The organism is Sphaerotilus sp., assembly GCF_013299175.1.
Taxonomy (GTDB): Bacteria; Pseudomonadota; Gammaproteobacteria; order Burkholderiales; family Burkholderiaceae_C; genus Sphaerotilus.
In genome coordinates, this window is record NZ_JAAFKF010000064.1 from 1 (window position 1) to 24,072 (window position 24,072).

19 protein-coding genes are annotated in these 24,072 nt (G+C 67.4%); 9 read left to right on the plus strand and 10 right to left on the minus strand.

Features of this window, described 5'->3' with window-relative positions:
- Positions 1 to 1,540, minus strand: a 1,540-nt coding sequence (locus QZW52_RS12015; RefSeq protein WP_293999006.1) for an ABC-F family ATP-binding cassette domain-containing protein, incomplete at its 3' end; no start/stop codon positions are given.
- A gap of 194 nt (positions 1,541 to 1,734) precedes the next feature.
- Between QZW52_RS12015 and QZW52_RS12020 the strand changes: the two genes are divergently transcribed.
- Positions 1,735 to 3,051 (plus strand): cation:proton antiporter, encoded by a 1,317-nt coding sequence (locus tag QZW52_RS12020; protein ID WP_293999008.1) that lies wholly within the window; start codon positions 1,735 to 1,737, stop codon positions 3,049 to 3,051.
- 38 nt (positions 3,052 to 3,089) lie between these two features.
- Positions 3,090 to 4,220, plus strand: a complete 1,131-nt coding sequence (locus QZW52_RS12025; RefSeq protein ID WP_293999011.1) for a YbdK family carboxylate-amine ligase — start codon at positions 3,090 to 3,092, stop codon at positions 4,218 to 4,220.
- A gap of 13 nt (positions 4,221 to 4,233) precedes the next feature.
- On the opposite strand, the gene lnt is transcribed toward QZW52_RS12025, so the two are convergent.
- Positions 4,234 to 5,748: an apolipoprotein N-acyltransferase gene (lnt, locus tag QZW52_RS12030; RefSeq protein WP_293999014.1), complete on the minus strand. Its 1,515-nt coding sequence runs from the start codon at positions 5,746 to 5,748 to the stop codon at positions 4,234 to 4,236.
- A gap of 4 nt (positions 5,749 to 5,752) precedes the next feature.
- Entirely contained in the window at positions 5,753 to 6,640 is an 888-nt protein-coding gene (locus QZW52_RS12035) for an HlyC/CorC family transporter (RefSeq protein WP_293999017.1), read from the minus strand.
- Between the two features lie 190 nt (positions 6,641 to 6,830).
- On the opposite strand from QZW52_RS12035, the gene QZW52_RS12040 reads away from it, so the two are divergent.
- From QZW52_RS12040 to QZW52_RS12065, 6 genes are all read left to right on the plus strand, one after another.
- Positions 6,831 to 7,898, plus strand: a complete 1,068-nt coding sequence (locus QZW52_RS12040) for a CobW family GTP-binding protein (protein ID WP_293999020.1) — start codon at positions 6,831 to 6,833, stop codon at positions 7,896 to 7,898.
- Positions 7,899 to 8,048: 150 nt separating this feature from the next.
- Positions 8,049 to 8,522, plus strand: a complete 474-nt coding sequence (gene dksA, locus QZW52_RS12045; protein WP_293999023.1) for an RNA polymerase-binding protein DksA — start codon at positions 8,049 to 8,051, stop codon at positions 8,520 to 8,522.
- 28 nt (positions 8,523 to 8,550) lie between these two features.
- Positions 8,551 to 10,317, plus strand: coding sequence for a hypothetical protein (locus tag QZW52_RS12050; RefSeq protein WP_293999025.1), 1,767 nt, complete (start codon positions 8,551 to 8,553; stop codon positions 10,315 to 10,317).
- Between the two features lie 69 nt (positions 10,318 to 10,386).
- Entirely contained in the window at positions 10,387 to 10,929 is a 543-nt protein-coding gene (gene hslV / locus QZW52_RS12055) for an ATP-dependent protease subunit HslV (protein WP_293999028.1), read from the plus strand.
- A gap of 14 nt (positions 10,930 to 10,943) precedes the next feature.
- Entirely contained in the window at positions 10,944 to 12,248 is a 1,305-nt protein-coding gene (gene hslU, locus QZW52_RS12060) for an ATP-dependent protease ATPase subunit HslU (RefSeq protein ID WP_293999031.1), read from the plus strand.
- Between the two features lie 76 nt (positions 12,249 to 12,324).
- The gene (locus tag QZW52_RS12065) at positions 12,325 to 14,436 is read left to right on the plus strand and encodes a putative bifunctional diguanylate cyclase/phosphodiesterase (protein ID WP_293999034.1); all 2,112 of its coding nucleotides are present in this window, start codon (positions 12,325 to 12,327) and stop codon (positions 14,434 to 14,436) included.
- Here QZW52_RS12065 and QZW52_RS12070 read toward each other — a convergent pair.
- From QZW52_RS12070 to QZW52_RS12090, 5 genes are all read right to left on the minus strand, one after another.
- Positions 14,424 to 15,197 (minus strand): type III pantothenate kinase, encoded by a 774-nt coding sequence (locus tag QZW52_RS12070; RefSeq protein WP_293999037.1) that lies wholly within the window; start codon positions 15,195 to 15,197, stop codon positions 14,424 to 14,426. The genes QZW52_RS12065 and QZW52_RS12070 overlap by 13 nt on opposite strands.
- Positions 15,198 to 15,237: 40 nt before the next feature.
- A complete protein-coding gene (locus QZW52_RS12075; RefSeq protein WP_293999040.1) occupies positions 15,238 to 15,561 on the minus strand; it encodes a hypothetical protein in 324 nt (107 codons plus the stop codon).
- Between the two features lie 246 nt (positions 15,562 to 15,807).
- Positions 15,808 to 16,653, minus strand: coding sequence for an ABC transporter ATP-binding protein (locus QZW52_RS12080; protein ID WP_434738325.1), 846 nt, complete (start codon positions 16,651 to 16,653; stop codon positions 15,808 to 15,810).
- Positions 16,654 to 16,688: 35 nt separating this feature from the next.
- The gene (gene ntrB / locus QZW52_RS12085) at positions 16,689 to 17,624 is read right to left on the minus strand and encodes a nitrate ABC transporter permease (protein WP_434738326.1); all 936 of its coding nucleotides are present in this window, start codon (positions 17,622 to 17,624) and stop codon (positions 16,689 to 16,691) included.
- Entirely contained in the window at positions 17,621 to 18,874 is a 1,254-nt protein-coding gene (locus QZW52_RS12090) for a CmpA/NrtA family ABC transporter substrate-binding protein (protein ID WP_293999045.1), read from the minus strand. The genes ntrB and QZW52_RS12090 overlap by 4 nt, the downstream gene beginning before the upstream one ends.
- Positions 18,875 to 19,231: 357 nt before the next feature.
- Here QZW52_RS12090 and icmF point away from each other — a divergent pair, with 357 nt between their 5' ends.
- Positions 19,232 to 22,522, plus strand: coding sequence for a fused isobutyryl-CoA mutase/GTPase IcmF (gene icmF / locus QZW52_RS12095; protein WP_293999048.1), 3,291 nt, complete (start codon positions 19,232 to 19,234; stop codon positions 22,520 to 22,522).
- Positions 22,523 to 22,543: 21 nt separating this feature from the next.
- Here icmF and QZW52_RS12100 read toward each other — a convergent pair whose 3' ends face one another.
- A complete protein-coding gene (locus QZW52_RS12100; RefSeq protein ID WP_293999051.1) occupies positions 22,544 to 23,278 on the minus strand; it encodes a retron system putative HNH endonuclease in 735 nt (244 codons plus the stop codon).
- A 4-nt stretch (positions 23,279 to 23,282) separates the two neighbouring features.
- Positions 23,283 to 24,072: AAA family ATPase (locus QZW52_RS12105; protein ID WP_293999053.1), on the minus strand; the 790-nt coding region annotated here is incomplete at its 5' end.

A 24,072-nucleotide genomic window follows, 5' to 3' on the forward strand; every position in this document is an offset into this window, starting at 1 on the left:
CGACGCTGCCTTCGTACTCGCGCCAGTGGCCGTCGCCTTCGCTGACGATGGTGCTCGTCACCACCGCGTCGAGGAAGCGCCGGTCGTGGCTGACCAGGAACACGGTGCCCTTGAAGTTCTGCAGCAAGTCTTCCAGCAGCTCCAGCGTCTCGATGTCGAGGTCGTTGGTCGGCTCGTCGAGCACCAGCACGTTCGCCGGCCGCGCGAACAGCCGCGCCAGCAGCAGCCGGTTGCGCTCGCCGCCCGACAGACTGCGCACCGGGGAATTGGCCCGCGCCGGCGAGAACAGGAAGTCGCCGAGGTAGCTCATCACGTGCTTGCGCGCGTTGCCGATCTCGATCCACTCGCTGCCGGGGCTGATCGTGTCGGCCAGCGTGGCGTCGAGGTCGAGCGCCTCGCGCATCTGGTCGAAGTAGGCGACCTGCAGCAGCGTGCCGAGCTTGACCGTGCCGCTGTCCGGCTCCAGTGCGCCGAGGATCATCTTCAGCAGCGTCGTCTTGCCCGCGCCGTTCGGCCCGATCAGGCCCACCTTGTCGCCGCGCAGGATCGTCCCGGTGAAGCCGCGCACGATGGTGCGGTCGCCGTAGGACTTGGTGGCGTCCTCCAGCTCGGCGACGATCTTGCCGCTGCGCGAGCTGGCATCGACTTCGAGCCGCACCTTGCCCACCACGTCGCGCCGCGCCGCCCGCTGGTCGCGCAGGGCGGTCAGGCGGTTGATGCGGCTGACGCTGCGGGTGCGGCGGGCTTCGACGCCCCGGCGGATCCAGACCTCTTCCTGCGCCAGCAGCTTGTCGAAGCGGGCGTTGAAGAGCGACTCGTCTTCGAGTTCGCGGGCCTTGGTCGCCTCGTAGGTGGTGAAGCTGCCGGGGTAGCTGCGGATCTGGCCGCGGTCGAGTTCGAGGATGCGCGTCGAGACTGCGTCCAGAAACGCCCGGTCGTGGGTGATGAGCAGCACCGCGCCACGGAACGAGATCAGCAAGTCCTGCAGCCAGATGATCGATTCCAGGTCCAGGTGGTTGGTCGGCTCGTCGAGCAGCAGCACGTCGGGTGCGGCCACCAGCGCCTGCGCCAGCGCCACCCGCTTGCGCAGACCGCCGGACAGCGCATCGACCTGCTGGTCCGCCGTGAGCTTGAGCCGCTCCAGCGTTTCACCCACCCGCTGCTCCCAGGTCCAGCCATCGACGGCCTCGATCTGGCTCTGCAGCGCGTCCAGATCGTCGCCCTCGGCATGGGCCTCGTAGCGTTCGCGCAGCGACTTGGCCTCGGCCACCCCGACGCTGACCGCATCGAACACGCTGATGCCCGGCGCGAACTGCGGCTCCTGCGGCACGTAGTAGCGGCGCACGTTGGTCTGCACCTGCAGCGTGCCGTCGTCGGGCAGCTCCAGGCCGGCGAGGATTTTCAGCAGCGACGATTTGCCGGTGCCATTGCGACCGATGAGGCCGATGCGTTCGCCGGATTCCAGCGACATCGCGGCGTGGTCGAGCAGCGCGACATGCCCGTAGGCGAGGCTGGCGTCAAGAAGGGTAAGGAGGGCCATGGGGAGTTTTCTGGGGAATCGGACATTATCGGCCCCGGCCCTGCGCTGCCCCCTCAGCGTCACATCAGCTTGTTACTGTGCGGGCGCCAAGCGGTCGCTACACTGCGCCCAAGACCGCAAATATTCGTGACGTATTTCTCAATGTACGCCATGTAACCATCCCCAATTCAGCCGTGCCGCTCAGGAGACCGGGTGTGAGTGTCAGCAAGTTCGATGTGTCGTTTCCCCTGGACCGGCTGGCGGCCGACCTGCAGGGTGGCCTGAGTCTGGACAACCTCGGCACGCTCGGCAGCGAGCTGGCGCTGTGGCCGATCCAGGCACTGCGCGGTGCGGACCCGATCATGGGGCTGGCGGTGCTGATGATCGTGGCGCTGCTGGCGGGCGAAGCCGTCCACCGCATGACGCGGCTGCCGCGGGCGCTGGGCGCGATGCTGGTCGGTGCGCTGGCCAGCCCGCTGGCGCTGAGCCTGGTGGCCCGCGCCGAGCTGGATCCGTGGAAGCCGCTGCTGGACCTGGCGGTCGGGCTGCTGGTGTTCGAGCTGGGCAGCCGCATCCGGCCGCGCTGGCTGATCGACAACCCGTGGCTGGCCGTGAAGTGCCTGGCCGAGGCGCTCGTCACGGGCGCGGCGGTGACGGCAGTGCTGGTGGGGATGGGCGTGTCGCTGTCGTCGGCGGCGCTGGCCGGGGCGGTGGCGATGGCCAGCTCGCCGGTGATCACCATGACCGTGCTCAACGAACTCAAGCCGCGCGGCCAGGTGAGCGACCGGCTGCTGATGATGACGGCGGTGAACACGGTCTGCGCCGTGCTGGCCCTGACGGCGTGGCGGGTGTTGACCACGCTGGATTCGGACGGATTCGAGTGGCAACCTGCGCTGGCCGGGGCGCTCTACACGCTGTGCGGCTCCTACCTGCTCGGCGCCGTGAGCGGCTTGCTGCTGGAGCGGCTGAGCCGGCAGATCCAGGGGTCGGGGCTGGCGGCGCTGCAGCTCGCGCTGGTGGTGCTGGCGGCGATGCTGGCGGCGCAGTTCACGTTCTCGCCGCTGCTGTCCTTGTTGATCGCCGGCATGGTGGCGCGCTCGCGCATGGGCCACCGGCTGCGCGTGGAGCCGCAGCTCGGCAGCGGCGGCGCGGCGCTGACGCTGCTGCTGCTGGTGACGCTGGGGCTGTTGTCCACGCTGGAAGGGCTGATCGACCTGCTGCCGCTGGTGGCCGCGATCATCGGCACGCGCTTGCTGGCCAAGACCGGCACCGTGCTGCTGCTGGCGCGGCCGAGCGGTCTGGGCTGGCGGCAGGCACTCGGGCTGGGACTGGCGCTGCAGCCGGCGTCGAGTCTGGCGGTGCTGCTGACCGGCAACACGCTGGGCTGGCCGAGCGCGCTGCCGCTGCCGGATTCGACGCTGCTGCAGGCGCTGCTGATCGCGCTGACGCTGATGCAGTTGAGCGGGCCGGTCTGGCTGCAGCTCGGGCTGTGCAAGGTGGCCCGCGAGACCTGCAGCAACGCGCCCCGCTGACCCGCGCACGCCCCGCCCCGCCACGAGGAACCCACCCCATGCCCTTGCAGGAATTCGCCCTCTCCGAGTCGCTCACCATCGGTGTCGAGCTGGAGCTGCAACTCATCTCCACCCACGACCACGACCTCATCCCGCAGGCGCAAGACCTGCTGCGCGAGACCGCCCGCCACACCGGCGCCTGGGACATCAAGCCCGAGATCACGCGCTCGATGATCGAGATCGGCACGTCCATCCAGCGCGAGCACGCGCCGCTGGTGGCCGAGCTGCGCGACATGCGCGACCAGCTCGTGCGGGCGGCGCGGCGGCTGAACATCGAGATCGCCGGTGGCGGCACCCACGCCTTCCAGCACTGGAGCGAGCAGCAGATCTACCCCGGCGAGCGGTTCCACTACATCAGCGACCTCTACGGCTACCTCGCCAAGCAGTTCACCGTCTTCGGCCAGCATGTCCACGTTGGCTGCCCGAACGGCGACGACGCGCTATGGCTGCTGCACGCGCTGTCGCGCTACGTGCCGCACTTCATCGCGCTGTCGGCGTCGTCCCCCTTCGTGCAGGGCCAGGACACCGGCTTCGACTCGGCGCGGCTGAACTCGGTGTTCGCCTTCCCGCTGTCGGGGCGGGCGCCGTTCGTGCGGAGCTGGGACGAGTTCGGCGGCTACTTCGACAAGATGGCCGCCACCGGGGTGGTCAAGTCGATGAAGGATTTCTACTGGGATATCCGCCCCAAACCCGAGTACGGCACGATCGAGCTGCGCGTGTGCGACACGCCGCTGACGGTGGAGAAGGCGGCCGCACTCGCGTGTTATCTGCAGGCGATCTGCCGCTACCTGATCGAGGAGCGGCCGTTCGAACCGGTCGAGGACGACTACCTCGTCTACACCTACAACCGCTTCCAGGCGTGCCGCTTCGGACTGCAGGGCGAGATCGTCAACCCGCAGACCAAGGAGCGCGGCAAGCTGCGCGACGACATCGTCCGCACGCTGGCGCGGGTCGAGGCGCATGCGGTCGATCTGAAGTCGTGGGAAGCCTGCCAGTTGCTGCGCGAGTCGCTCGGCGAGGGCAACGACGCACAGTGGCTGCGGCGGCAGCGGGCGCAGGACGTGCCGTTGTCGGAGGTGGTCGAGGCGGCGGCGCGGCGGTGGACACAAAGCCCCGTGGCGTCCCGCTGAACCCCACTGAACATCAGGCACGGCGCCGCATCAACACGACCCCCAGCAGCCCCAGCCCCCACAGCGGCCACAGCCCGAACCGCCCGGCCCACCACGCGAACGGCGTCGTGCCCTCGCGCGCCTGCACCCGTGCCTCCAGCACGCCACGCACGTGCGGCGCGAGCCGGTGCGTCACCACGCCACGGTGGTCGATCGCCACGGTGGCACCCGTGTTGGTGGCGCGCACCATCGGCCGCTGCAGCTCCAGCGTGCGCAGGCGCGAGATCAGCAGGTGCTGGTCCACCGCGACCGACTCGCCGAACCAACCGATGTTGCTGACGTTGGCCAGCACGGTGGGCGCCGCCGCCGGATCGACGAAGCGCGCAGCCAGCTCTTCGCCGAACAAGTCTTCGTAACAGATGTTCGGCCCGACCCGCTCGGCGCCCACCGCGAACGACTGCGCCACCAGCGGGCCGCGGGCGAAGTCCCCGAGCGGCATCTGCATCAGGTCCACGAACCAGCGAAACCCCAGCGGGATGAACTCGCCGAAGGGCACCAGGTGGTGCTTGTCGTAGCGGTAGAAGGACTCGCCCGCCCCGGCGCCCAGTCCGGCCACCGAGTTGGTGTAGCCCCGCTCGGCATCGCCCAGTGGCACACCGATCAGCGCACGGGTGTGGCGTTGCCCGAAATGGTCGAGCAGCGCCATCCACAGCCCCTGCGGGAGCTGTGCCGGCAGCAGCGGGATGGCGGTCTCGGGCGCGACCACCAGATCCGCCTGCGACGCGAGCAGCGCCTTGAGGTGCCAGTCGAGCGTCTCGGGCAGGCGGCTGAAATCGAATTTCTCGTCCTGCGGCACATTGCCCTGCAGCAGCGTCACCGAGAGTTCGCTGCGCGCCCGCGTGAAGTCACCACCGTTCCACCCCGGCAACCCCGCCAGCGCCACCACCACCAGCACAGCCCCCGTTCGCCCGCCCCACTGCGCAGACGCCAGCCCGCGCTGCACCAGCCAGCCCAGCGCCGCAGCCGCCGCGCCCATGCCATACACCCCGACCCAGGGCGCCAGCGCCGCCAGCGGCCCCTCGACATGGGCATACCCTGCTGCACCCCACGGAAAGCCGGTGAACACCACCCCGCGCCCCAGCTCGGCCAGCAGCCACAGCGCGCTCCAGAGCAGCAGATCCGGCCCCAGCCGCCCGCATTGCCAGCGGGCGAACACGGCCATCGCCAGCGCCAGGTAGGCCGACAGTGCCGCCGCCAGTGCCGCAACCGCCAGTCCGGCCAGCCATGCGGGCAGGTGGCCATAGCGGTACATGCTGATGAACAGCCACCAGAACGTGCCCGCCAGCCAGGCCACGCCGAACGCGCCGCCGATCCACCCCGCCCGCTGCCGAGGGCAGGCGCGGACCAAACCCGCCAGCGCCGCCACCGACAGCACCTGCAGCCAGCCCCGTGCGACCGGCGCCATCGACCACGCCTGGGCCGCACCGGCCAGCACCGCCAGCAGCAGCAGGGCACACCAACGCCCCCGGCTCAGCGCAGCGTCCGCCATGCCCTCAACCGCCCGCCATCTCGTCCAGCGACAGCGGGACCACCTTGAACCACCGCACCGCTCCGCCCCGCGTCAGCATCACTGAAAAGCGCAGCGGCCCGACATCGACGATCTCGCCGCGCCGGGGTACCCGGCCATTGCGGTGCGCGACGAGTCCACCGATGGTCTCGATGCCGTCCTCGGCCAGGTCCATCGCGAAGTGGGCGTTGACCGCCTCGATCGCCGCGTCTCCCGGCACCCGACAACTGCCATCGGCCAGGGTATAGAGGCCGGATCCGCTGACCTTGTCATCGAACTCGTCCTCGATCTCGCCGACGATCTCCTCCAGCACATCCTCGATGGTGATCAGGCCAGCCAAGCCACCGAACTCGTCGATGACGATGGCCAGGTGGTTGCGGTTGGAGCGGAAATCGCGCAGCAGCTCGTTCAGCCCCTTGGATTCGGGCACGAACAGCGCCGGCCGCAGCAGCGTGCGCAGGTGCAGATCGGGCGACCGCTGGACCTTGAGCAGATCCTTGGCCATCAGCACACCAACGATGTTGTCGCGCTCGCCCTCGAAGACCGGGAAGCGCGAATGCCCCGTGTCGATGACACTGGCCAGCACCTCGTCGTAGGTCGATGCGATGTCGAGCAGGTCCATGCGGGGTGCGGCCACCATCGCGTCACCGGCCGTCAGATCGGCCATGCGCAACACGCCTTCGAGCATGGAGCGTGATTCGGGATCGATCAGCTCGCGCTGCTCGGCGTCGGCCAGCGTCTCCAGAAGCTCGGCCCGGGAGTCGGGACCGGGGGAAATGAATTCGATCACGCGCTCGAACAGCGTGCGGTGATCGTGTGGAGTGGCCCGCCCCGGCTCGCGGCCGAAACGGGAACTCTGCGGGGATTCGGACACGATCAGGTGCCGGTAGTGATCATGTGCCGAGAATACCCGATGCCGGTGGCGGCGAGGTACCGGAGCGGCTCCTGTGTCCGCGGTCTTTGCAGTGGCAGGCTGGATGCCTTGACACGCCTGGGGGCTTGACAGACATTCGACAATCCGGCTTTTCCCACAGATTCACCGCTTCACAGCTCCGCATCCACCCATGTCCACTGCCACTGGCCTCATCCCCGCGACCATCCTCACCGGCTTCCTCGGCTCGGGCAAGACCACGCTGCTCAAGCGCATCCTGTCCGAAGCCCACGGCCAGAAAATCGCCGTGATCGAGAACGAGTTCGGCGAAGAGAACATCGACAACGACATCCTCGTCGGTGACACCGAGGAGCAGATCATCCAGCTCAGCAACGGCTGCGTGTGCTGCACCATCCGCGAAGACCTGCGCTCGACGCTGTCGGATCTGGCCATGAAGCGCCGCAAGGGCGAGCTGGTGTTCGACCGTGTGGTGATCGAAACCACCGGACTCGCCGATCCCGGCCCGGTGGCACAGACTTTTTTCATGGACGACGAGGTGGCCGAGAGCTACCTGCTCGACTCGATCCTCACGCTGGTGGACGCCGTGCATGCCCAGACCCAGCTCGACGAACGCCAGGAAGCGCGCCGCCAGATCGGGTTTGCCGATCAGCTCTTCATCAGCAAGGCCGATCTGGTGGACGAGGTGGCACTCGACGCGCTGTCCCACCGCCTGAAGCACATGAACCCGCGCGCTCCGCAGCGCCGGGTGAACTTCGGGGACGTGCCCATCGCACAGGTGTTCGATCTCCACGGCTTCAACCTCAATGCCAAGCTGGAAATCGACCCGGAATTCCTCGCCGCCGCCGACCAGGGCCACGGCCACAGCCATGGCCACGACGACCACCACGGCCATGACCACGCACCCGGCGAAGCCTGCGACCACCCGCACCACCACCGCCACGACGACGACGTGAAGTCCTTCGTCTTCCGCTCCCACAAGGCGTTCAACCCCGCGAAGCTCGAAGACTTCCTCGGCTCGATCGTGCAGATCTACGGCCCGAAGATGCTGCGCTACAAGGGCGTGCTGAACATGAAGGGCACCGAGCGCAAGGTCATCTTCCAGGGCGTCCACCAGCTCATGGGCAGCGACCTTGGCCCGAAGTGGATGCCCGGCGAGAAGCGCCAGAGCAAGATGGTGTTCATCGGCATCGACCTGCCAGGTGACGTGTTCCAGCAAGGGCTGGCGCAGTGTCTGGTGTGAAACACCACCAGCGACGCCACCCCCCGGAATCCACTGTGAGGGGCATCCCTCAGACACCCACGGGCCGGGGTGGCTACAATCCGCGCGCCCGGAATCGGCCCTGACAGGTGGCCGCCACGATTTCACCCTTGATTGCCACCCGAGTCCCCCATGCCCCAGAACGATCCCAAGACTGACCCGACCCTCGCCAACGCGTGGAAGACCAAAGCCGGACGCGACCTGACGGACGCCGAGCTGATGGCCATGCCCGAGAGCGAGTACATGAGCGACCAGCAGCTCGACTTCTTTCGCGCTTGCCTGAAGAAGCAGAAGGACGACCTGCTGACCAACGCCGGCGAGACGACCGAGCACCTGCGCGAAGACACCTCCATCGTCCCCGATCCGGCCGACCGCGCCACGATCGAGGAAGAGCACGCACTGGAGCTGCGCACCCGCGACCGCGAGCGCAAGCTGCTCAAGAAGATCACCCAGTCGCTCAGCCGCATCGAATCCGGCGACTACGGCTACTGTGATGAAACCGGCGAACCGATCGGCCTGGGCCGCTTGCTGGCCCGTCCGACCGCTACACTCTCGCTGGAAGCGCAGCAGCGCAGGGAACTGAAACAAAAACTCTTCGGCGACTGAGCACACGGGCCCGGCCGCACCTCCAGACATGGCTGACCCCAAGGATTCTCCCAAGAGCGGTTTTTTCCGCAAGGTGGTGCGCTTTGCGCTCAACCCGACCACCGATTGGGCAGACCTGAGCGCAGCCAGCGCCGACAGTCGGGAGGACGATTACGCCAAGTCCGAGCTCAAGGCGATGATCGAGCGCAAGCGGCGCAACGATTTCGTGCGCAAGCGCGAGTTCGACACGCTGCGCAAGATCCGCCGCGAGGGCCTGACCGGTGAAGGATTGGCCGGACTGGATGGCCTGTCCCACCTTGACGATTCCGAAGTCCGCAGCCAGGACAGCTACGCCACACGCCCCGACAGCGACGAGGTCAAGGGCAAGATCGACGCCATCGAGCGCCAGATGGTCGGTGAATCGCATGGTGCGGCGCAACGGCGCAACGCCGCCGTAACGGTGGGACGCCAGGCACCGATCGCCCGCACCGACTCGTTTTTTGGCGCCACCACTGCGCCCCAGGTCATGGCGACCCATCCCCAGCTCTCCGACGCCTTCAAGCCGACGACGCCGATGCAGATGGAGTCGGAACTCATCGGCCAGGACACCCACTCCCGCGCCATTTCGCTGCGGCCCGCCAGCACGCCCCGCGCGCCGCTGGGCCGCATCAGCAGCGTCCACGGCCCGATGGACGACTCGCCGCCGCACAGCGTCGAAGTCACCGAACTGGCCCACGACCCCGATCTCGACGAGGCGGTGATCGCCTTCGCCAATGCGGACTTCGATCTGTGCGAACGCTCGCTGCACAGCCTCGTCAGCCTGAGCGGCCCGCGCGCACAGCACGCCGAGACCTGGTACGCACTGTTCGATCTCTACCGCGCCATCGGCCAGCAGACCAAGTTCGAGTCGCTCGCGCTCGACTACACGCAACGCTTCGGCTGGTCTCCGCCACAGTGGTATTCGCTGCCGCGGCTGGTGGCGGACGCCGTCGCCAGCGAGCGCGCACGCCCCACCCAGCGCGGCAGCAGCCAGTTCGACGGCACGGTCGGTTGGGTCGCACCTGACTTCATCGACGCGGATGCCGTGACGCAACTGCGCTCGCAACTGCTGCAGATGCCGCTGCCCTGGGTGCTCGACTGGCGCCACACCCGCCACATCGACGCGCAGGCCGCCAGCGCGCTGCACCGCCTGCTGAGGGACTGGTCCGACGAGCCGATCGAGATGTGCTGGCTGGGTGGCGACACGCTGTTCGCGCTGCTGGCGGACCTGTCGCCCACCAGCGTGCGCGATGCGGATCCAGCGTACTGGATGCTGCGCCTCGAAGCCCTGCGCCTGACGCACCGCCCGCTCGACTTCGACCAGGTCGCGATCGACTACTGCATGACCTACGAGGTCTCGCCGCCCTCGTGGAGCGCGTCACGCTGCATCCTGCGGCTGTCGGACGAGACCGGTCGCCCGGTGGCCCCGGTCTCCAGCGTCGCCGAGGTCGTCACCGGCTTCATGGAGTCGCAGACACCCGATGAAGAACCGCTGGAGATCGCCACCGTCGAGCTGAACGGCCAGCTCATCGGCGACATCGGCAACCTGCTGAAAGGCATGGACCAGCAGATCGGCAAGTCCGCGCTGATCCAGGTCTCCTGCACGCGCCTGATCCGCGTCGATTTCATCGCGGCCGGCGACCTGCTGAACTGGGTGCTCTCGCGCCACGCCGAGGGCCGCAGCGTCAGCTTCGTCGATGCCCACCGCCTGGTGGCCTTGTTCTGCGGTGCCATGGGCATCAGCGAACACGCCCGCGTCACCGTCCGGAACTTCTGATCCCTGTGCTGGCCTGCGTACCGTGCGGGCCGGGCCTTCACTGGACCTTCACTGGAAACCCCCTCGCCCATGTCCACCGAGTCCTATCACGGCACCACCATCGTCAGCGTGCGTCGCGGCAACACCGTGGCCATCGGCGGTGACGGCCAGGTCACGCTCGGCCACATCATCGTCAAGTCCAGCGCGCGCAAGGTGCGCAAGCTGCACCGCGACCAGGTGCTGGCCGGCTTTGCGGGCGCCACCGCCGACGCCTTCACGCTGTTCGAGCGATTCGAGTCGAAGCTGGAGAAGCACCAGGGCCACCTCGTGCGCGCTGCCGTCGAGCTGACCCGCGACTGGCGCACCGACCGTGTGCTGCGCCGGCTCGAAGCCATGCTCGCGGTCGCCGACCGCACCGCCTCGCTGATCATCACCGGCAACGGCGACGTGCTGGAGCCGGAGCATGGCATCGTGGCGATCGGCTCGGGGGGCGCCTATGCACAGGCCGCGGCCCGTGCGCTGCTGCTGCACACCGAGATGGCGCCGGCCGAGATCGTCAAGCGTTCGCTGGAAATCGCTGGCGACCTGTGCATCTACACCAACCAATCCCACACCATCGAGACGCTGGACTGAAGCGGCAAACGACCATGAGCGCCATGACCCCGCAGGAGATCGTCTCCGAACTCGACCGCCACATCGTCGGCCAGCACGACGCCAAGCGCGCCGTCGCCATCGCGCTGCGCAACCGCTGGCGCCGCCAGCAGGTGGACCCCGCGCTGCGCCACGAGATCACGCCCAAGAACATCCTGATGATCGGCCCGACCGGTGTCGGCAAGACCGAGATCGCCCGCCGCCTGGCCAAGCTGGCGGACGCGCCCTTCATCAAGGTCGAGGCCACCAAGTTCACCGAGGTCGGCTACGTCGGCAAAGACGTGGACACCATCATCCGCGACCTCGTGGAGAACGCTGTCAAGCAAGAGCGCGAGCAGCAGGTCACCCAGATGCGCCACCGCGCCGAAGATGCCGCCGAGGAGCGCATCCTCAATGTGCTCGTGCCGCCACCCGCTGCCGCCGACAGCCCCACCCGCCAGACCTTCCGCAAGCGCCTGCGCGAAGGCACGATGGAAGACAAGGACATCGAGATCGACCTCACCGAGGCGCGGCCGGCGGTCGAGATCATGGGGCCGGCCGGCATGGAAGACATGGCCGAACAGCTCAAGGGCATGTTCTCGCAGCTCGGCCAGGGCAAGCGCAAGACGCGCAAGGTCACGATCGCGGAGGCCCGGCGCCTGTTGATCGACGAGGAGGCGCAACGGCTGGTCAACGAGGAAGAGATCGTCACCCGCGCCCTGCACAACACCGAGCAGAACGGCATCGTCTTCATCGACGAGATCGACAAGGTCGCCAGCCGCAGCGAATCACAGGGGGCCGACGTGTCCCGCCAAGGGGTGCAGCGCGACCTGCTGCCGCTGGTCGAAGGCACCACCGTCAAGACCAGGCACGGCATGGTCAGGACCGACCACATCCTCTTCATCGCGTCGGGTGCGTTCCACCTGTCACGGCCAAGCGACCTCATCCCGGAACTGCAGGGGCGTTTTCCGATCCGGGTCGAGCTGTCGTCGCTGAGCGTGGACGACTTCGAGGCGATCCTCTCCAGCACCCACGCCAGCCTCATCAAGCAGTACCAGGCGCTGCTGGCCACGGAAGGCGTGACGCTGGAGTTCACCCCCGACGCCATCCGCCGCCTCGCCGAAACCGCCCACGGCGTCAACGAGCGCACCGAGAACATCGGCGCCCGCCGACTCTCCACCGTGCTGGAGCGGCTGCTCGACGAAGTCTCGTTCGACGCACCGCAGCGGGCCGGCCAGACCGTCTCCATCGACGCGGCGGAGGTGGAAAAACGCCTCGGCGCCCTTGCTGGCAACGAAGATCTGTCGCGGTACATCCTCTGACACCAGGGGGTACCACCCCGGAACACGGGGTATGCGGTCGTCTGACAAGTGCGGCCCGCTGGGTATCATCGACCCCATGCCCTCCCCCTCCGGTCCCGCTGCTGACGACGCCACACCCTCCGGGGAGGCCACGCCCGAGGCCGTTCAGGACCGGGACAAGCTCTGCCGGCTGGCCGACAGCGCGCCGGTCATGATGGCCTACTTCGACGGCCCGCGGCAGCTCTGCACCTACGCCAACCGCACCTTCATGCAGGGCCTGTGCGACGCCGCGCGCAGCCCGCTGGGCCGTGCGCTAACCGACGTGATGGCACCCGCACTGGGCCGGCAACTCTCGCCCGCACTGGCCGTCACGTTGCAGGACGACCAGGCACGCACGCTGGAGCAACCGCTGTCCCTGCGCGACGGTCAGCAGCTCTGGGTCGAGATCACCCTCACGCCCCACCTGGACCCGCAAGGCCGCCGTGCGGGCGTCTACGTGCTCATCGTGGACCAGAGCCGCCACCACGCCGCCGAGCGCGCCTTGCTCGAATCCGAAGAGCGCCTGTCCAAGTTCCTGCAGGCTGGCGTCGAAGGCATCTTCTTCCACCGCGACGGCCACATCGCCGATGCCAACCCGGCCCTGTGCGAGCTGGTGGGGCTGTCGCTGCACGACCTGCTGGGCCGCCCGGCCCTGATGCTGATCGCGCCGGAGCACCAGACCCACACCCTCCGGCAGCTCGACGCTCTCCAGGATGTCACCTTCGAAACCGCCGTGGTCCACCAGGACGGCACGCGCATCCCCGTCGAGATGATCGACCGCGGCACGGTGCAGCACGGCGAGCCGATGCGCATGGCCGTGGTGCGCGACATCCGCGACCGCCGCGCCACCCAGGCCCGGCTGCACTACCTCGTCCACCACGACGCGCTGACCGGCCTGCCGAACCGCGCCGCCTTCCTCGCCCAGCTCGACCACCTCATGGTCGCCGCCCGCGCCTCCGACACCCAGCTCGCGTTGCTCTTCATCGACCTGGACCACTTCAAGCGCGTCAACGACTCGGTCGGTCACACCCGTGGCGACGCACTGCTGAAGACCATCGCGCAGCGCCTGTGCGAATGCGTGCGCAGCACCGACCGCGTTGCCCGCTTCGGCGGCGACGAGTTCATGGTGCTGCTGCCGGGTGTGCGCGACCGCGAGGCCGTGGTGCGCGTGGCCGGCAAGCTGCTCGACGCGGTGGGGGCACCGGTCGTGGTCGAAGGCCAGTCGATCTCGGTCACGCCATCGCTGGGCATCGCGCTGTATCCGCAGGACGGCGACACGCCCGATGTCCTCATCAAGCACGCCGACGCCGCCATGCACGTCGCCAAGGCCCGTGGACGTGCCACCTTCGCCTTCTTCGAGCAGGAGGTCGCCACCACGGCCTACGACCAACTGATGCTCGAAGGCGAGCTGGGCCACGCCATCACGCACGACGAGTTCGCGCTGCTGTTCCAGCCGCAGGTCCGGGCGCGTGACGGGCACCCGGTCGGTGTCGAGGCGCTCATCCGGTGGCAGCACCCGCAGCGCGGCCTGCTGGCGCCGAACGAGTTCATCGCCCTGGCGGAGCAGCACCGGCTGATCGTGCCCATCGGTGCCTGGGTGCTGCGTGAAGCCGCCCGCCAGGCGCAGCAGTGGCACGCCGCGGGCTGGCCGCTGACGGTGGCGGTCAACCTGTCCACCCTGCAGTTCCAGGCGCCCGATTTCGTGGCGTCCATCCAGGCCCTGCTCGCCGAAACCGGATTGCCCGCGGGCTGGCTGGAGCTGGAGCTGACCGAACGGATGCTGATGGACGATGTGCCGCAGGTCTGCGCGCGGCTGCTGCAGTTGCGGGCACTGGGCGTGAAGCTGTCGGTGGACGACTTTGGCACCGGCTACTCCTCGCTGAGCCACCTCAAGGAACTGCCGATCGACACCATGAAGATCGACCGCTCCTTCGTGCAGGAGCTGCCGCACCAGCGCGAGTCCGCCGCCATCGCCAGCGCCATCGTGCAGCTCGCCCGCGGCCTAGGCCTGAGCGTCGTGGCCGAAGGGGTGGAGACGGCGGCGCAGCGCGCGTTCCTGGTCGGGCTGGGGTGTGACCAGCTCCAAGGCATGATGATCAGCGCACCGCAGACCGCAGCGCAGTTGCAGGCATGGCTGGACCGCCAGCCTGTCCCGCCTCACGTCCCCTGATACGGGTCGGCAGCAGCGAGCTGCAGCAGCCCCTCGAACACCAGCGTGTCCGTCAGCACAAAAGGCAGGTCGGTTTCCGGCGCCAGCTTGACCGCCGCGCCGCCGCTCATCAGCAGCACGGGTGCTTGTCCGCACCGCTGCACGAGGTGGCGGTGCATGCGCTCGATGGCGCCGGCGATGCCGTAGGTGCCACCGCTCATCAGCGCGTCGCTCGTGTTGGTCGGGAACAGGCAGACCTCACCGGTCGGCACCTTCAGCCCGGCCGTGCCCGACTCCATCGCCTTGAGCATCAGCCCGAAGCCCGGCAGGATCAACCCGCCGAGGAAGCGCCCTTCGGCATCGAGGGCGTCCACCGTGACCGCCGTGCCGACCATCACCACCAGCGCCGGCCGCGGTGGCCCGGACGCCAGCACCCGCGCCCGCGCCCCGATCATCGCCACCCAGCGGTCGGAGCCGAGCCGGGCCGGGTGTTCATAGCCGTTGGTCACACCGCAGGCCGACGGCTGCGACACCACCCAGCGCGGCGCCAGACCCCACGCGTCCAACTGCTCCTCGGCCCGCCGGCGCACAGCCAGACCCGCCACCGTGCAGCCCAGCATGTGCGTCGGCGCGGGCAGGTGCGCCCACTCTTCGTCGGCCAGGCGGTCGATGGTTTCGAGAAAGGAAGCACCATGCGCGAGCAGCTCAGCGCCCGGATGAGGTGCAGCGTAGAGACCCCATTTCAGGCGGGTGTTGCCGATATCGATGACGAGAAAGTTCATGCGGGAAGAGTGTAGAAGCACGCGACCACCCCATTCCCCTTCAGCGGGCCGCCAGCAGCGATTCAATGCGCTGCAACAGCCGCCGCACCTGCAGAACCGCACCCCGCGCCGGAACCGAACCGTAGTCCGGGGTGCTGGGTGGTGCCAGTTCGGCGTGGTCCGGGGGACTGGATGGTGTCAAGGTGTAGCCGGTGTCCGGGTCGAGGCAGGCCCATGCGCTGGCAGCGTGTCCGGCAGGTGGCCCGATGACGATCAAGCCCAGCGCGAACAGCTCATCGATGTGGCTGCGTGGCACACCGACTTGGCGGCCCAGCAACACCACATCGTCCAATGAACGCACCCCGTCCACCAGGAGCAGCAACACGCGGTGTCGCTTGGACAGGCGACAGTCCTGCGATGCCAGCTCGGCGTGGCCAGCAGCGGTCTTGCACGGAATCCCCAAGGTCGGCCCTCGCAACCGTGGTGACGGACCCAACGGGGTCGCTGGTTCACCACATGAGAATTGTGACTGTAAATCTTCACGCTGCGCGCATCCATTGCAACACGGCCGTTTCAAAACAGTACAAAAGGAGGGTGTGCCGACCGTCCTGACCAGTCATGCGCAGGCGGATCAGGCGGCGTCTTTCTCCACATGCACCTGCTTGTGGTACAGAAACTCCAGCACCGCCTCGCGGGCACGCAGGTAATCGGCGTTGTGCGCCATCTCCAGCCGGGCGCGGAACTGCTCGCGCACCGGCGGCAGCGGCACCTGGTGGACCTCGCCGATGGTCGCCGCCGGCCCGTTGGTCAGCATCACGATGCGGTCGGACAGCAGCACCGCCTCGTCCACGTCGTGCGTCACCATCATCACGGTCGAACCGGTGGTGGCGACGATCTTCATCAGCTCATCCTGCAGCTTGGCGCGGGTCAGCGCATCGAGCGCCCCGAACGGCTCGTCCATCAGGAGCATCTTCGGCTCCATCGCCAGCGCCCGGGCGATGCCGACCCGCTGCTTCATGCCGCCGGAGATCTCGCCCGGCCGCTTGTCCTTGGCGTGCATCAGGCCGACCAGCTCCAGCGCCGCCAAAGCCCGGTCACGCAATTGCGCCTTCGACTCGGTGGCGCCGAACACGCGGTCCACCGCCAGCCCGACGTTTTCCTGGCAGGTCATCCACGGCAGCAGCGAGTGGTTCTGGAACACCACGGCGCGCTCCGGGCCGGGGCCTTTGAGTTCGCGTCCATCGAGCAGCAGCACGCCCGAGGTCGGCGTCGTCAGCCCGGCGACGAGGTTCAGCAGCGTCGATTTGCCGCAACCCGAGTGGCCGATCATCGTGATGAACTCGCCGCGGGCCACGTCCAGATTGATGTCGCGCAGCGCGACGAAGGTGCCCTTCTTGGTCGGGAAGGACATGCCGACGTTCTCGATGCGCAGGAAACGCTGGCTGCGGGGGTCCGGGGCGGGGGTGCTCGTGCTCATGGTGCGTGTCCTCGAAAACTCGGTTTTTCGGAAACTCAGGAATAGTCGAAACGGCGGGCAATCGCCACCAGCAAGGCTTCGAGCATCACGCCCACGCCGCCGATGACGAAGATCGCGATCAGGATGTGGGCGACGTTGAGGTTGTTCCACTCGTCCCACAGCCAGAAGCCGATGCCCTGGCCGCCGGTCAGCATCTCGGCGGCGACGATCACCAGCCACGCCGTGCCCACCGCCAGCCGCACGCCGGTCAGCATGTAGGGCAGCACCGCCGGGAACAGGATCTTGCGCAGGATCGTCAGCTCGGACAGGTTCAGCACGCGGGCCACGTTGAGGTAGTCCTGCGGCACCTGGCGCACGCCGACCGCCGTGTTGATCACCATCGGCCAGATCGAGCAGATGAAGATGGTCCAGATCGCCGCCGGGTTGGCGGCCTTGAACACCATCAGCCCGATCGGCAGCCAGGCCAGCGGCGACACCGGCCGCAGCAGGCTGATCAGCGGGTCGAGCATCTGGTTCAGGAAGTTGAAGCGCCCGATCATGAAGCCCAGCGGGATGCCCACCAGCGCCGCCAGCCCGAAGCCCACGCCCACGCGCTTGAGCGACGACAGCACGTTCCAGCCGATGCCCTGGTCGTTCGGGCCGTTGACGTAGAACGGGTCGGAGAACAGCTTGACCGCCGCGTGCCAGACCGGGATCGGGCCGGGGAGCTGCTTGTCGCCGCTGTGCGCCACGGCTTGCCACACCAGCAGCAGCACGAGAAAGCCCAGCAGCGGCGCCGCGAACCGCGCCATGGTGCGCAGGCGCTGGGCGCGGGCCATCGCGGCGACCTGGGCCTTGAGCCGGGCCTGTGCCGCCACGTCGATCACCGGGGCAGGCACGGCGGCCGGTGTGCGCGGGGCGGCAGCGGGTGCCGCAGACGCAGTGGCGCTGGACGCACCGGAAACAGGCAAGGTGAACGCGCTCATGGTCAGGCCGCCTTGATCTTGAAGCTGCTGGCGTACTTCGCCGGGTTGGTGCCGTCCCAGACCACGCCGTCGCCGAACTTGCTGCTGCGCAGGTCGCTCTTGGGCACGTTGATCTTCAGTTGCGCGGCGGCTTCCTTGTAGAGCGCCGTCTGGTTGATTTCCTTGGCGACACCGAGGTAGTCCGGATCGCCCTTGAGCAGGCCCCAACGCTTGTGCTGCGTCAGGAACCACATGCCGTCCGACAGGTAGGGGTAGTTCACCGCGCCGTCGTTGAAGAACTTCATGTGGTTCGGATCGTCCCAGGTCTTGCCCATGCCGTTCTGGTAGCGGCCCAGGATGCGCTGGTTGATCGCGTCCACCGAGGTGTTGACATACGACTTCTCGGCGATCGTCTCCGCCATCTTCATCTTGTTCTGCAGGCCGGTGTCGATCCAGCGGCTGGCCTCCAGGATCGCCATGACCATGGCGCGCGCCGTGTTCGGGTTCTTCTGGACGAACTCGGCCGTGCAGCCCAGCACCTTCTCGGGGTGGTCCTTCCAGATGTCCTGGGTCGTCGTGGCGGTCACGCCGATGCCGTCGATGATGGCGCGGTGGTTCCACGGCTCGCCCACGCAGAAGCCGTCCATGTTGCCCACGCGCATGTTGGCGACCATCTGCGGCGGCGGCACGGTGATGACCTTGGCGTCGGTCATCGGGTTGATGCCGTTGGAGGCCAGCCAGTAGTACAGCCACATCGCGTGGGTGCCGGTCGGGAAGGTCTGCGCGAAGGTGTATTCGCGCGGCTCGGCTTTCATGACCTTGGCGAGTCCTGCGCCATCGACCGCGCCCTTGTCGGCCAGCTTCTTCGACAGCGAGATCGCCTGGCCGTTGTGGTTCAGGGTCATCAGCACCGCCATGTCCTTCTTCGGGCCGCTCACGCCGAGGTGAACACCGTAGACCAGGCCGTACAGGACGTGTGCCGCGTCCAGCTCGCCATTGACCAGCTTGTCGCGCACGGCGGCCCAGGACGACTCCTTGGACGCGATGATCTTGATGCCGTACTTCTCGTCGAACTTCATCACCGAGGCCATCACCACCGAGGCGCAGTCGGTCAGCGGGATGAAGCCGATGCGGACTTCCTTCTTCTCGGGTGCATCCGAGCCAGCGGCCCAGGCACCACCGGGCAAGGCGACCGCGCTGCCTGCGGCCGTCACGGCGGCGGCACGCTGGATGAACTCGCGTCGAGACGGGTTGACAGGGAACAGGGGCGTCGTCATGTGCAGAATCTCCGTGGCAAAAAAAGACGGCGTCACGATCGTTGTCCGACCCTCGGCGCCTGCTTGGGCAGTGCCGGGGAGCCGGGACGATCGGACGCCGTTGTCCAAAATGTCCCACCTAGTGAGCGCCCCGTTGCCGGGGCCTCGACAGCATTACTGCAGGGACCGTGCCAGGTCTGCACACCCGCGTTGTGCCTCTCAGCAGCCCTGTAGAACCGTCCTCTTTTGTGCGCCGCACCATCTCCACGCCCCAAGCGCGTGCAGCGCACAGGAATGAGGCAAAAACCGAGGGTTGTCCCCAAATGACGTTTACGTAAACGTCAACGCAAAATCGCACGCACCCGACTGGAGCCTCCGATGACCGACCTGTCCGCCGACCACAAAGCCCTGGCGAACTACCGCCCCACGAACAAGGTGCGCTTCGTCACCGCCGCGAGCCTGTTCGACGGCCACGACGCGGCGATCAACATCATGCGGCGCATCCTGCAGGGCATGGGCACCGAGGTGATCCACCTGGGGCACAACCGCTCGGTGGACGAGGTGGTGACGGCGGCGCTGCAGGAAGACGTGCAGGGCATCGCGGTCAGCAGCTACCAGGGCGGCCACGTCGAATACTTCAAGTACATGGTGGAGCTGCTCAAGGCTAGAGGCGGCGCGCACATCCAGGTCTTCGGCGGCGGCGGCGGCGTGATCGTGCCGGCCGAGATCCGCGACCTGCACAGCCACGGCGTGCGCATCTTCAGCCCCGAGGACGGCCAGCGCATGGGGCTGCAGGGGATGATCGGCGAGATGGTGATGCGCTGCGACCAGGACTTGTCCAGCTACGCGCCCACCGACCTCGCCGCGCTGCAAGGCCACACCGAAGCGGCGTGGCGCTCGCTGGCTCAGCTCATCACCGCGCTGGAAAACGGCAAGGCCGATGCCAACGTGGTCGCCGCCGTGCATGAAGCGGCCAAGGCGAGCAAGACGCCGGTCCTGGGGATCACGGGCACGGGCGGCGCGGGCAAGTCCAGCCTGACCGACGAGCTGATCCGCCGCCTGCGCCTCGACCAGGATGATTCGCTGCGCATCGCCGTCATCAGCATCGACCCGTCGCGGCGCAAGAGCGGCGGCGCCCTGCTCGGCGACCGCATCCGCATGAACGCCACCGGCCCGTGGTCGAACGGCCAGCGCGTCTACGTGCGCAGCCTCGCCACCCGCGACACCGGCTCGGAAGTCTCGGCCGCGCTGCCCGAAGTGCTGGCCGCGGCGAAGGTCGCCGGCTTCGACCTGATCATCGTGGAGACCTCCGGCATCGGCCAGGGCGACGCGGCGATCGTGCCCTTCGTCGATGTGCCGATGTACGTGATGACGCCCGAGTTCGGCGCCGCGAGCCAGTTGGAGAAGATCGACATGCTCGACTTCGCCGAGTTCGTCGCCATCAACAAGTTCGACCGCAAGGGCTCGGCCGACGCGCTGCGCGATGTCGCCAAGCAGGTGCAACGCAACCGCGAAGCCTTCACCGTCATGCCCGACCAGATGCCGGTGTTCGGCACGATGGCCAGCCGCTTCAACGACGACGGCGTGACAGCGCTGTACCAGGCGCTCAAGGTCCGGCTTGGCGCGCTCGGCCTGCCGCTCGGCGAAGGCCGCCTGCCGCTGGTCAACACCCGCCACAGCACGCACCAGACGCCCATCGTCCCGGCCGCCCGTGCGCGCTATCTGGCCGAGATCACCGACACCGTGCGCGGCTACAAGGCCAGAGTCCGCCAGCAGGCCACGCTCGCCCGCGAAATCCAGCAACTGCGCGCCAGCGCCGTGATGTTCCGGCAGTCCAACCCGGCGAAGAACCGCGGCGTCGAGGCACTGACCGATCTGGCACAGCAGCGTGAGGAGCGGCTTGATCCGGGCGCCAAGAAGCTGCTGGCGCAATGGCCGGAGATGCAGCGCGCCTACGCCGGTGACGAATACGTCGTGAAGATCCGCGACAAGGAAATCCGCACCAACCTCGTCCACACCACGCTGAGCGGCAACAAGATCCGCAAGGTCGCCCTGCCCGGCTACGAGTGCCACGGCGAGCTGCTCAAGTGGCTGATGCTGGACAACGTGCCCGGCAGCTTCCCGTTCACGGCTGGCGTGTTCGCGTTCAAGCGCGAAGGCGAAGACCCGACGCGCATGTTCGCGGGTGAAGGCGACGCCTTCCGCACCAACCGCCGCTTCAAGCTCGTCAGCGAAGGCATCCCGGCCAAGCGCCTGTCCACCGCGTTCGATTCGGTCACGCTGTACGGCGCCGACCCGGACCTGCGCCCGGACATCTACGGCAAGGTCGGCAACTCCGGCGTGAGCATCGCGACGCTGGACGACCTGAAGGTGCTGTATTCAGGCTTCGATCTGTGCAGCCCGACGACCTCGGTGAGCATGACGATCAACGGCCCGGCGCCGAGCATCCTGGCGATGTTCATGAACGCGGCCATCGACCAGCAGCTCGACAAGTTCAAGGCCGACAACGGCCGCGACCCGACCGACGACGAAGCGTCGAAGATCAAGGCGTGGGTGCTGGCCAATGTGCGCGGCACGGTGCAGGCCGACATCCTCAAGGAAGACCAGGGCCAGAACACCTGCATCTTCTCGACCGAGTTCAGCCTGAAGGTGATGGGCGACATCGCCTCGTACTTCGTCCACCACGACGTGCGCAACTTCTACTCGGTGTCGATCAGCGGCTATCACATCGCCGAAGCGGGCGCGAACCCGATCAGCCAGCTCGCCTTCACGCTGTCGAACGGCTTCACGTTCGTCGAGGCGTATCTGGCGCGCGGGATGCACATCGACGACTTCGCGCCCAACCTGTCGTTCTTCTTCTCGAACGGCATGGACCCGGAATACACCGTGCTCGGCCGCGTCGCCCGCCGCATCTGGGCGGTGGCGATGCGCGACAAGTACGGCGCCAACGACCGCAGCCAGAAGCTGAAGTACCACATCCAGACCTCGGGCCGCAGCCTGCACGCGCAGGAGATCCAGTTCAACGACATCCGCACGACGCTGCAGGCGCTGATCGCGGTGTACGACAACTGCAACTCGCTGCACACCAACGCCTTCGACGAGGCGATCACGACGCCGACCGAGGAGTCGGTGCGCCGCGCGATGGCGATCCAGATGATCATCAACCGCGAGTGGGGTCTGGCGAAGAACGAGAACCCGAACCAGGGCGCGTTCATCATCGACGAGCTGACCGAGCTGGTGGAGGAAGCCGTGCTGGCCGAGTTCGAGAAGATCGCGGATCGGGGCGGCGTGCTGGGGGCTATGGAGACGGGCTACCAGCGCAGCAAGATCCAGGAAGAGTCGATGCACTACGAGATGCTCAAGCACACCGGCGAGTACCCGATCATCGGCGTCAACACCTTCCGCAATCCGAAGGGCGACGAGATCCCGGAGACGATCGAGCTGGCGCGCTCCACCGACGACGAGAAGGCATCGCAGCTCGCGCGGCTGGGCGATTTCCACACGCGCCATGCGGCCCAGGCGCCGGCGATGCTGAAGCGGCTTCAGCAGGCGGTGATTGACAACGCGAATGTGTTCGAGGTGCTGATGGACGCGGTGCGGGTGTGTTCGCTGGGGCAGATCACGGGGGCGTTGTTCGAGGTGGGCGGGCAGTATCGGCGCAGCATGTGACGGCGGGACAGGCTGTGGATTTCACTCTCCGGCCTTGCCCCCGTGACCGGCTCGCAGCCGCTGAGACCGCTTCTCTTCCTGCTCAGCGTACTTCAGCGCAATCTGAGACAAGGCCACACAGAACGGCTCCAGCCGCCCCTGCGCATCGGGCTGCAGCACCTCGGCCGCGAAGCGCCGCGCCTCCGCCGCCGATTTCAGGTGCCGCCGGCTGCGCATCCCGCGTGGCGACAGCACCAATCCCCACGCCTGGGCCGCGCTGCGCCGCAATTCGCACAGCCGGTCATGGCATAACTGCACCCGGTCGATCGTGCCTTGCACGGCCGCATCGCCGCCGCGTGGACGCACCGCACCCGAGGCGTCATACACAAACCGCGCCTCGCATCCCGGTGCGTGAGGCGACACAAAATCGACATTCAGCGTGACTGCCGCCCCCGCCTTCACTGGCGCACCGTATCCACTGGTTACATTGCCACCGTTGTCCGGCCAACACGCAGCCATGTTGGCGTAGTCCAGACTTTTGCCCGGCGCGGCGTTTTGTGGCTCCACATGCTCGATGTGGCAGTCGCTGGCCGCCGCCAACCGCTGCAGCGTGTAGGCGCACAGATACCCTTGCTCCACCAGCAACGCCGCCTTGACCGCTTCCTTCACCGGCGTGGGCAGGTTGCCATAGTCCAGGTTCTGTGGCGCGCCCTGTTGCATGTCGCGCTTCCAGTCCTTCAGGGCAGCGGGTTCGCCCTGTTTCTTGATGGCCTTCAAACGCTCACTCCCCGTCGTGCCGGGTGTACCGCCCGATCAGCGCATCGGCTTCCACCAGTTCCGGGTGCTCGCCAATGCGCTGCCGCAGAGCCACCAACGCCGCCTGGGCCTCGTCGAAGCGCGCCTGCTCGATGTGCTCGAACAAGTCGTCCAATGCCTTGGCCACGTCAGGGTCGCGGTCATCGCTGCCCATGATGTGGCGCAGTATCCAGTTTGAGTCCATGCCCAGGCTCTGCCCGGGATGCGCCGTGGTTCGCGAGGAATCCAGTTGGATGATTTCATCCGGCCGGGCTTGACCAATCAACTGCGGGGAATGCGTGGTGCAGATGAACTGGACTTTCGGGAAGGTGCGCCGAAGATCCTGGATGATGCGGCGCTGCCATTTGGGATGAAGGTGCAAGTCCAGCTCATCAATCAGCACGACACCGGGTGTTTCAGCCAAGGCGCGTTCGCCCAGATGGGGATTGAGGATGCTGATCCTGCGGGCCAGGTCACAAAACAACCCCAGCAATGTCCGCTGACCATCGCTCAGGTTTTCAAAGAGCGTCGATCGGCCATCCGAGAATTCCACGACGACCTTGGACCCCTCAATATCGAAATACAGTCCCGAACAGTTCTCGATCGCGCCTCGGACCGCAGCTTGCAATAACTTAAATCCTGGCGTGACCTTGCCTTGCTGCAGAGAGGCCAGTTGATGCCGAATCAACCACTGGCCGATGGCCTGGTCATTGACCGAAGAGCGTTGCCAGTCCGTGTAGGGGCTGAACCTGTCGGGTGGATGCTGGATCGACTTT

Coding starts and splice junctions, on each gene's coding strand:
- QZW52_RS12025 (WP_293999011.1), top strand. CDS start 3,090: ATGCCCTTGCAGGAATTCGCCCTCTCCGAGTCGCTCACCATCGGTGTC.
- hslV (WP_293999028.1), top strand. CDS start 10,387: ATGTCCACCGAGTCCTATCACGGCACCACCATCGTCAGCGTGCGTCGC.
- QZW52_RS12040 (WP_293999020.1), top strand. CDS start 6,831: ATGTCCACTGCCACTGGCCTCATCCCCGCGACCATCCTCACCGGCTTC.
- icmF (WP_293999048.1), top strand. CDS start 19,232: ATGACCGACCTGTCCGCCGACCACAAAGCCCTGGCGAACTACCGCCCC.
- lnt (WP_293999014.1), bottom strand. CDS start 5,748: ATGGCGGACGCTGCGCTGAGCCGGGGGCGTTGGTGTGCCCTGCTGCTG.
- dksA (WP_293999023.1), top strand. CDS start 8,049: ATGCCCCAGAACGATCCCAAGACTGACCCGACCCTCGCCAACGCGTGG.
- QZW52_RS12050 (WP_293999025.1), top strand. CDS start 8,551: ATGGCTGACCCCAAGGATTCTCCCAAGAGCGGTTTTTTCCGCAAGGTG.
- QZW52_RS12070 (WP_293999037.1), bottom strand. CDS start 15,197: ATGAACTTTCTCGTCATCGATATCGGCAACACCCGCCTGAAATGGGGT.
- QZW52_RS12065 (WP_293999034.1), top strand. CDS start 12,325: ATGCCCTCCCCCTCCGGTCCCGCTGCTGACGACGCCACACCCTCCGGG.
- hslU (WP_293999031.1), top strand. CDS start 10,944: ATGAGCGCCATGACCCCGCAGGAGATCGTCTCCGAACTCGACCGCCAC.
- QZW52_RS12080 (WP_434738325.1), bottom strand. CDS start 16,653: ATGAGCACGAGCACCCCCGCCCCGGACCCCCGCAGCCAGCGTTTCCTG.
- QZW52_RS12090 (WP_293999045.1), bottom strand. CDS start 18,874: ATGACGACGCCCCTGTTCCCTGTCAACCCGTCTCGACGCGAGTTCATC.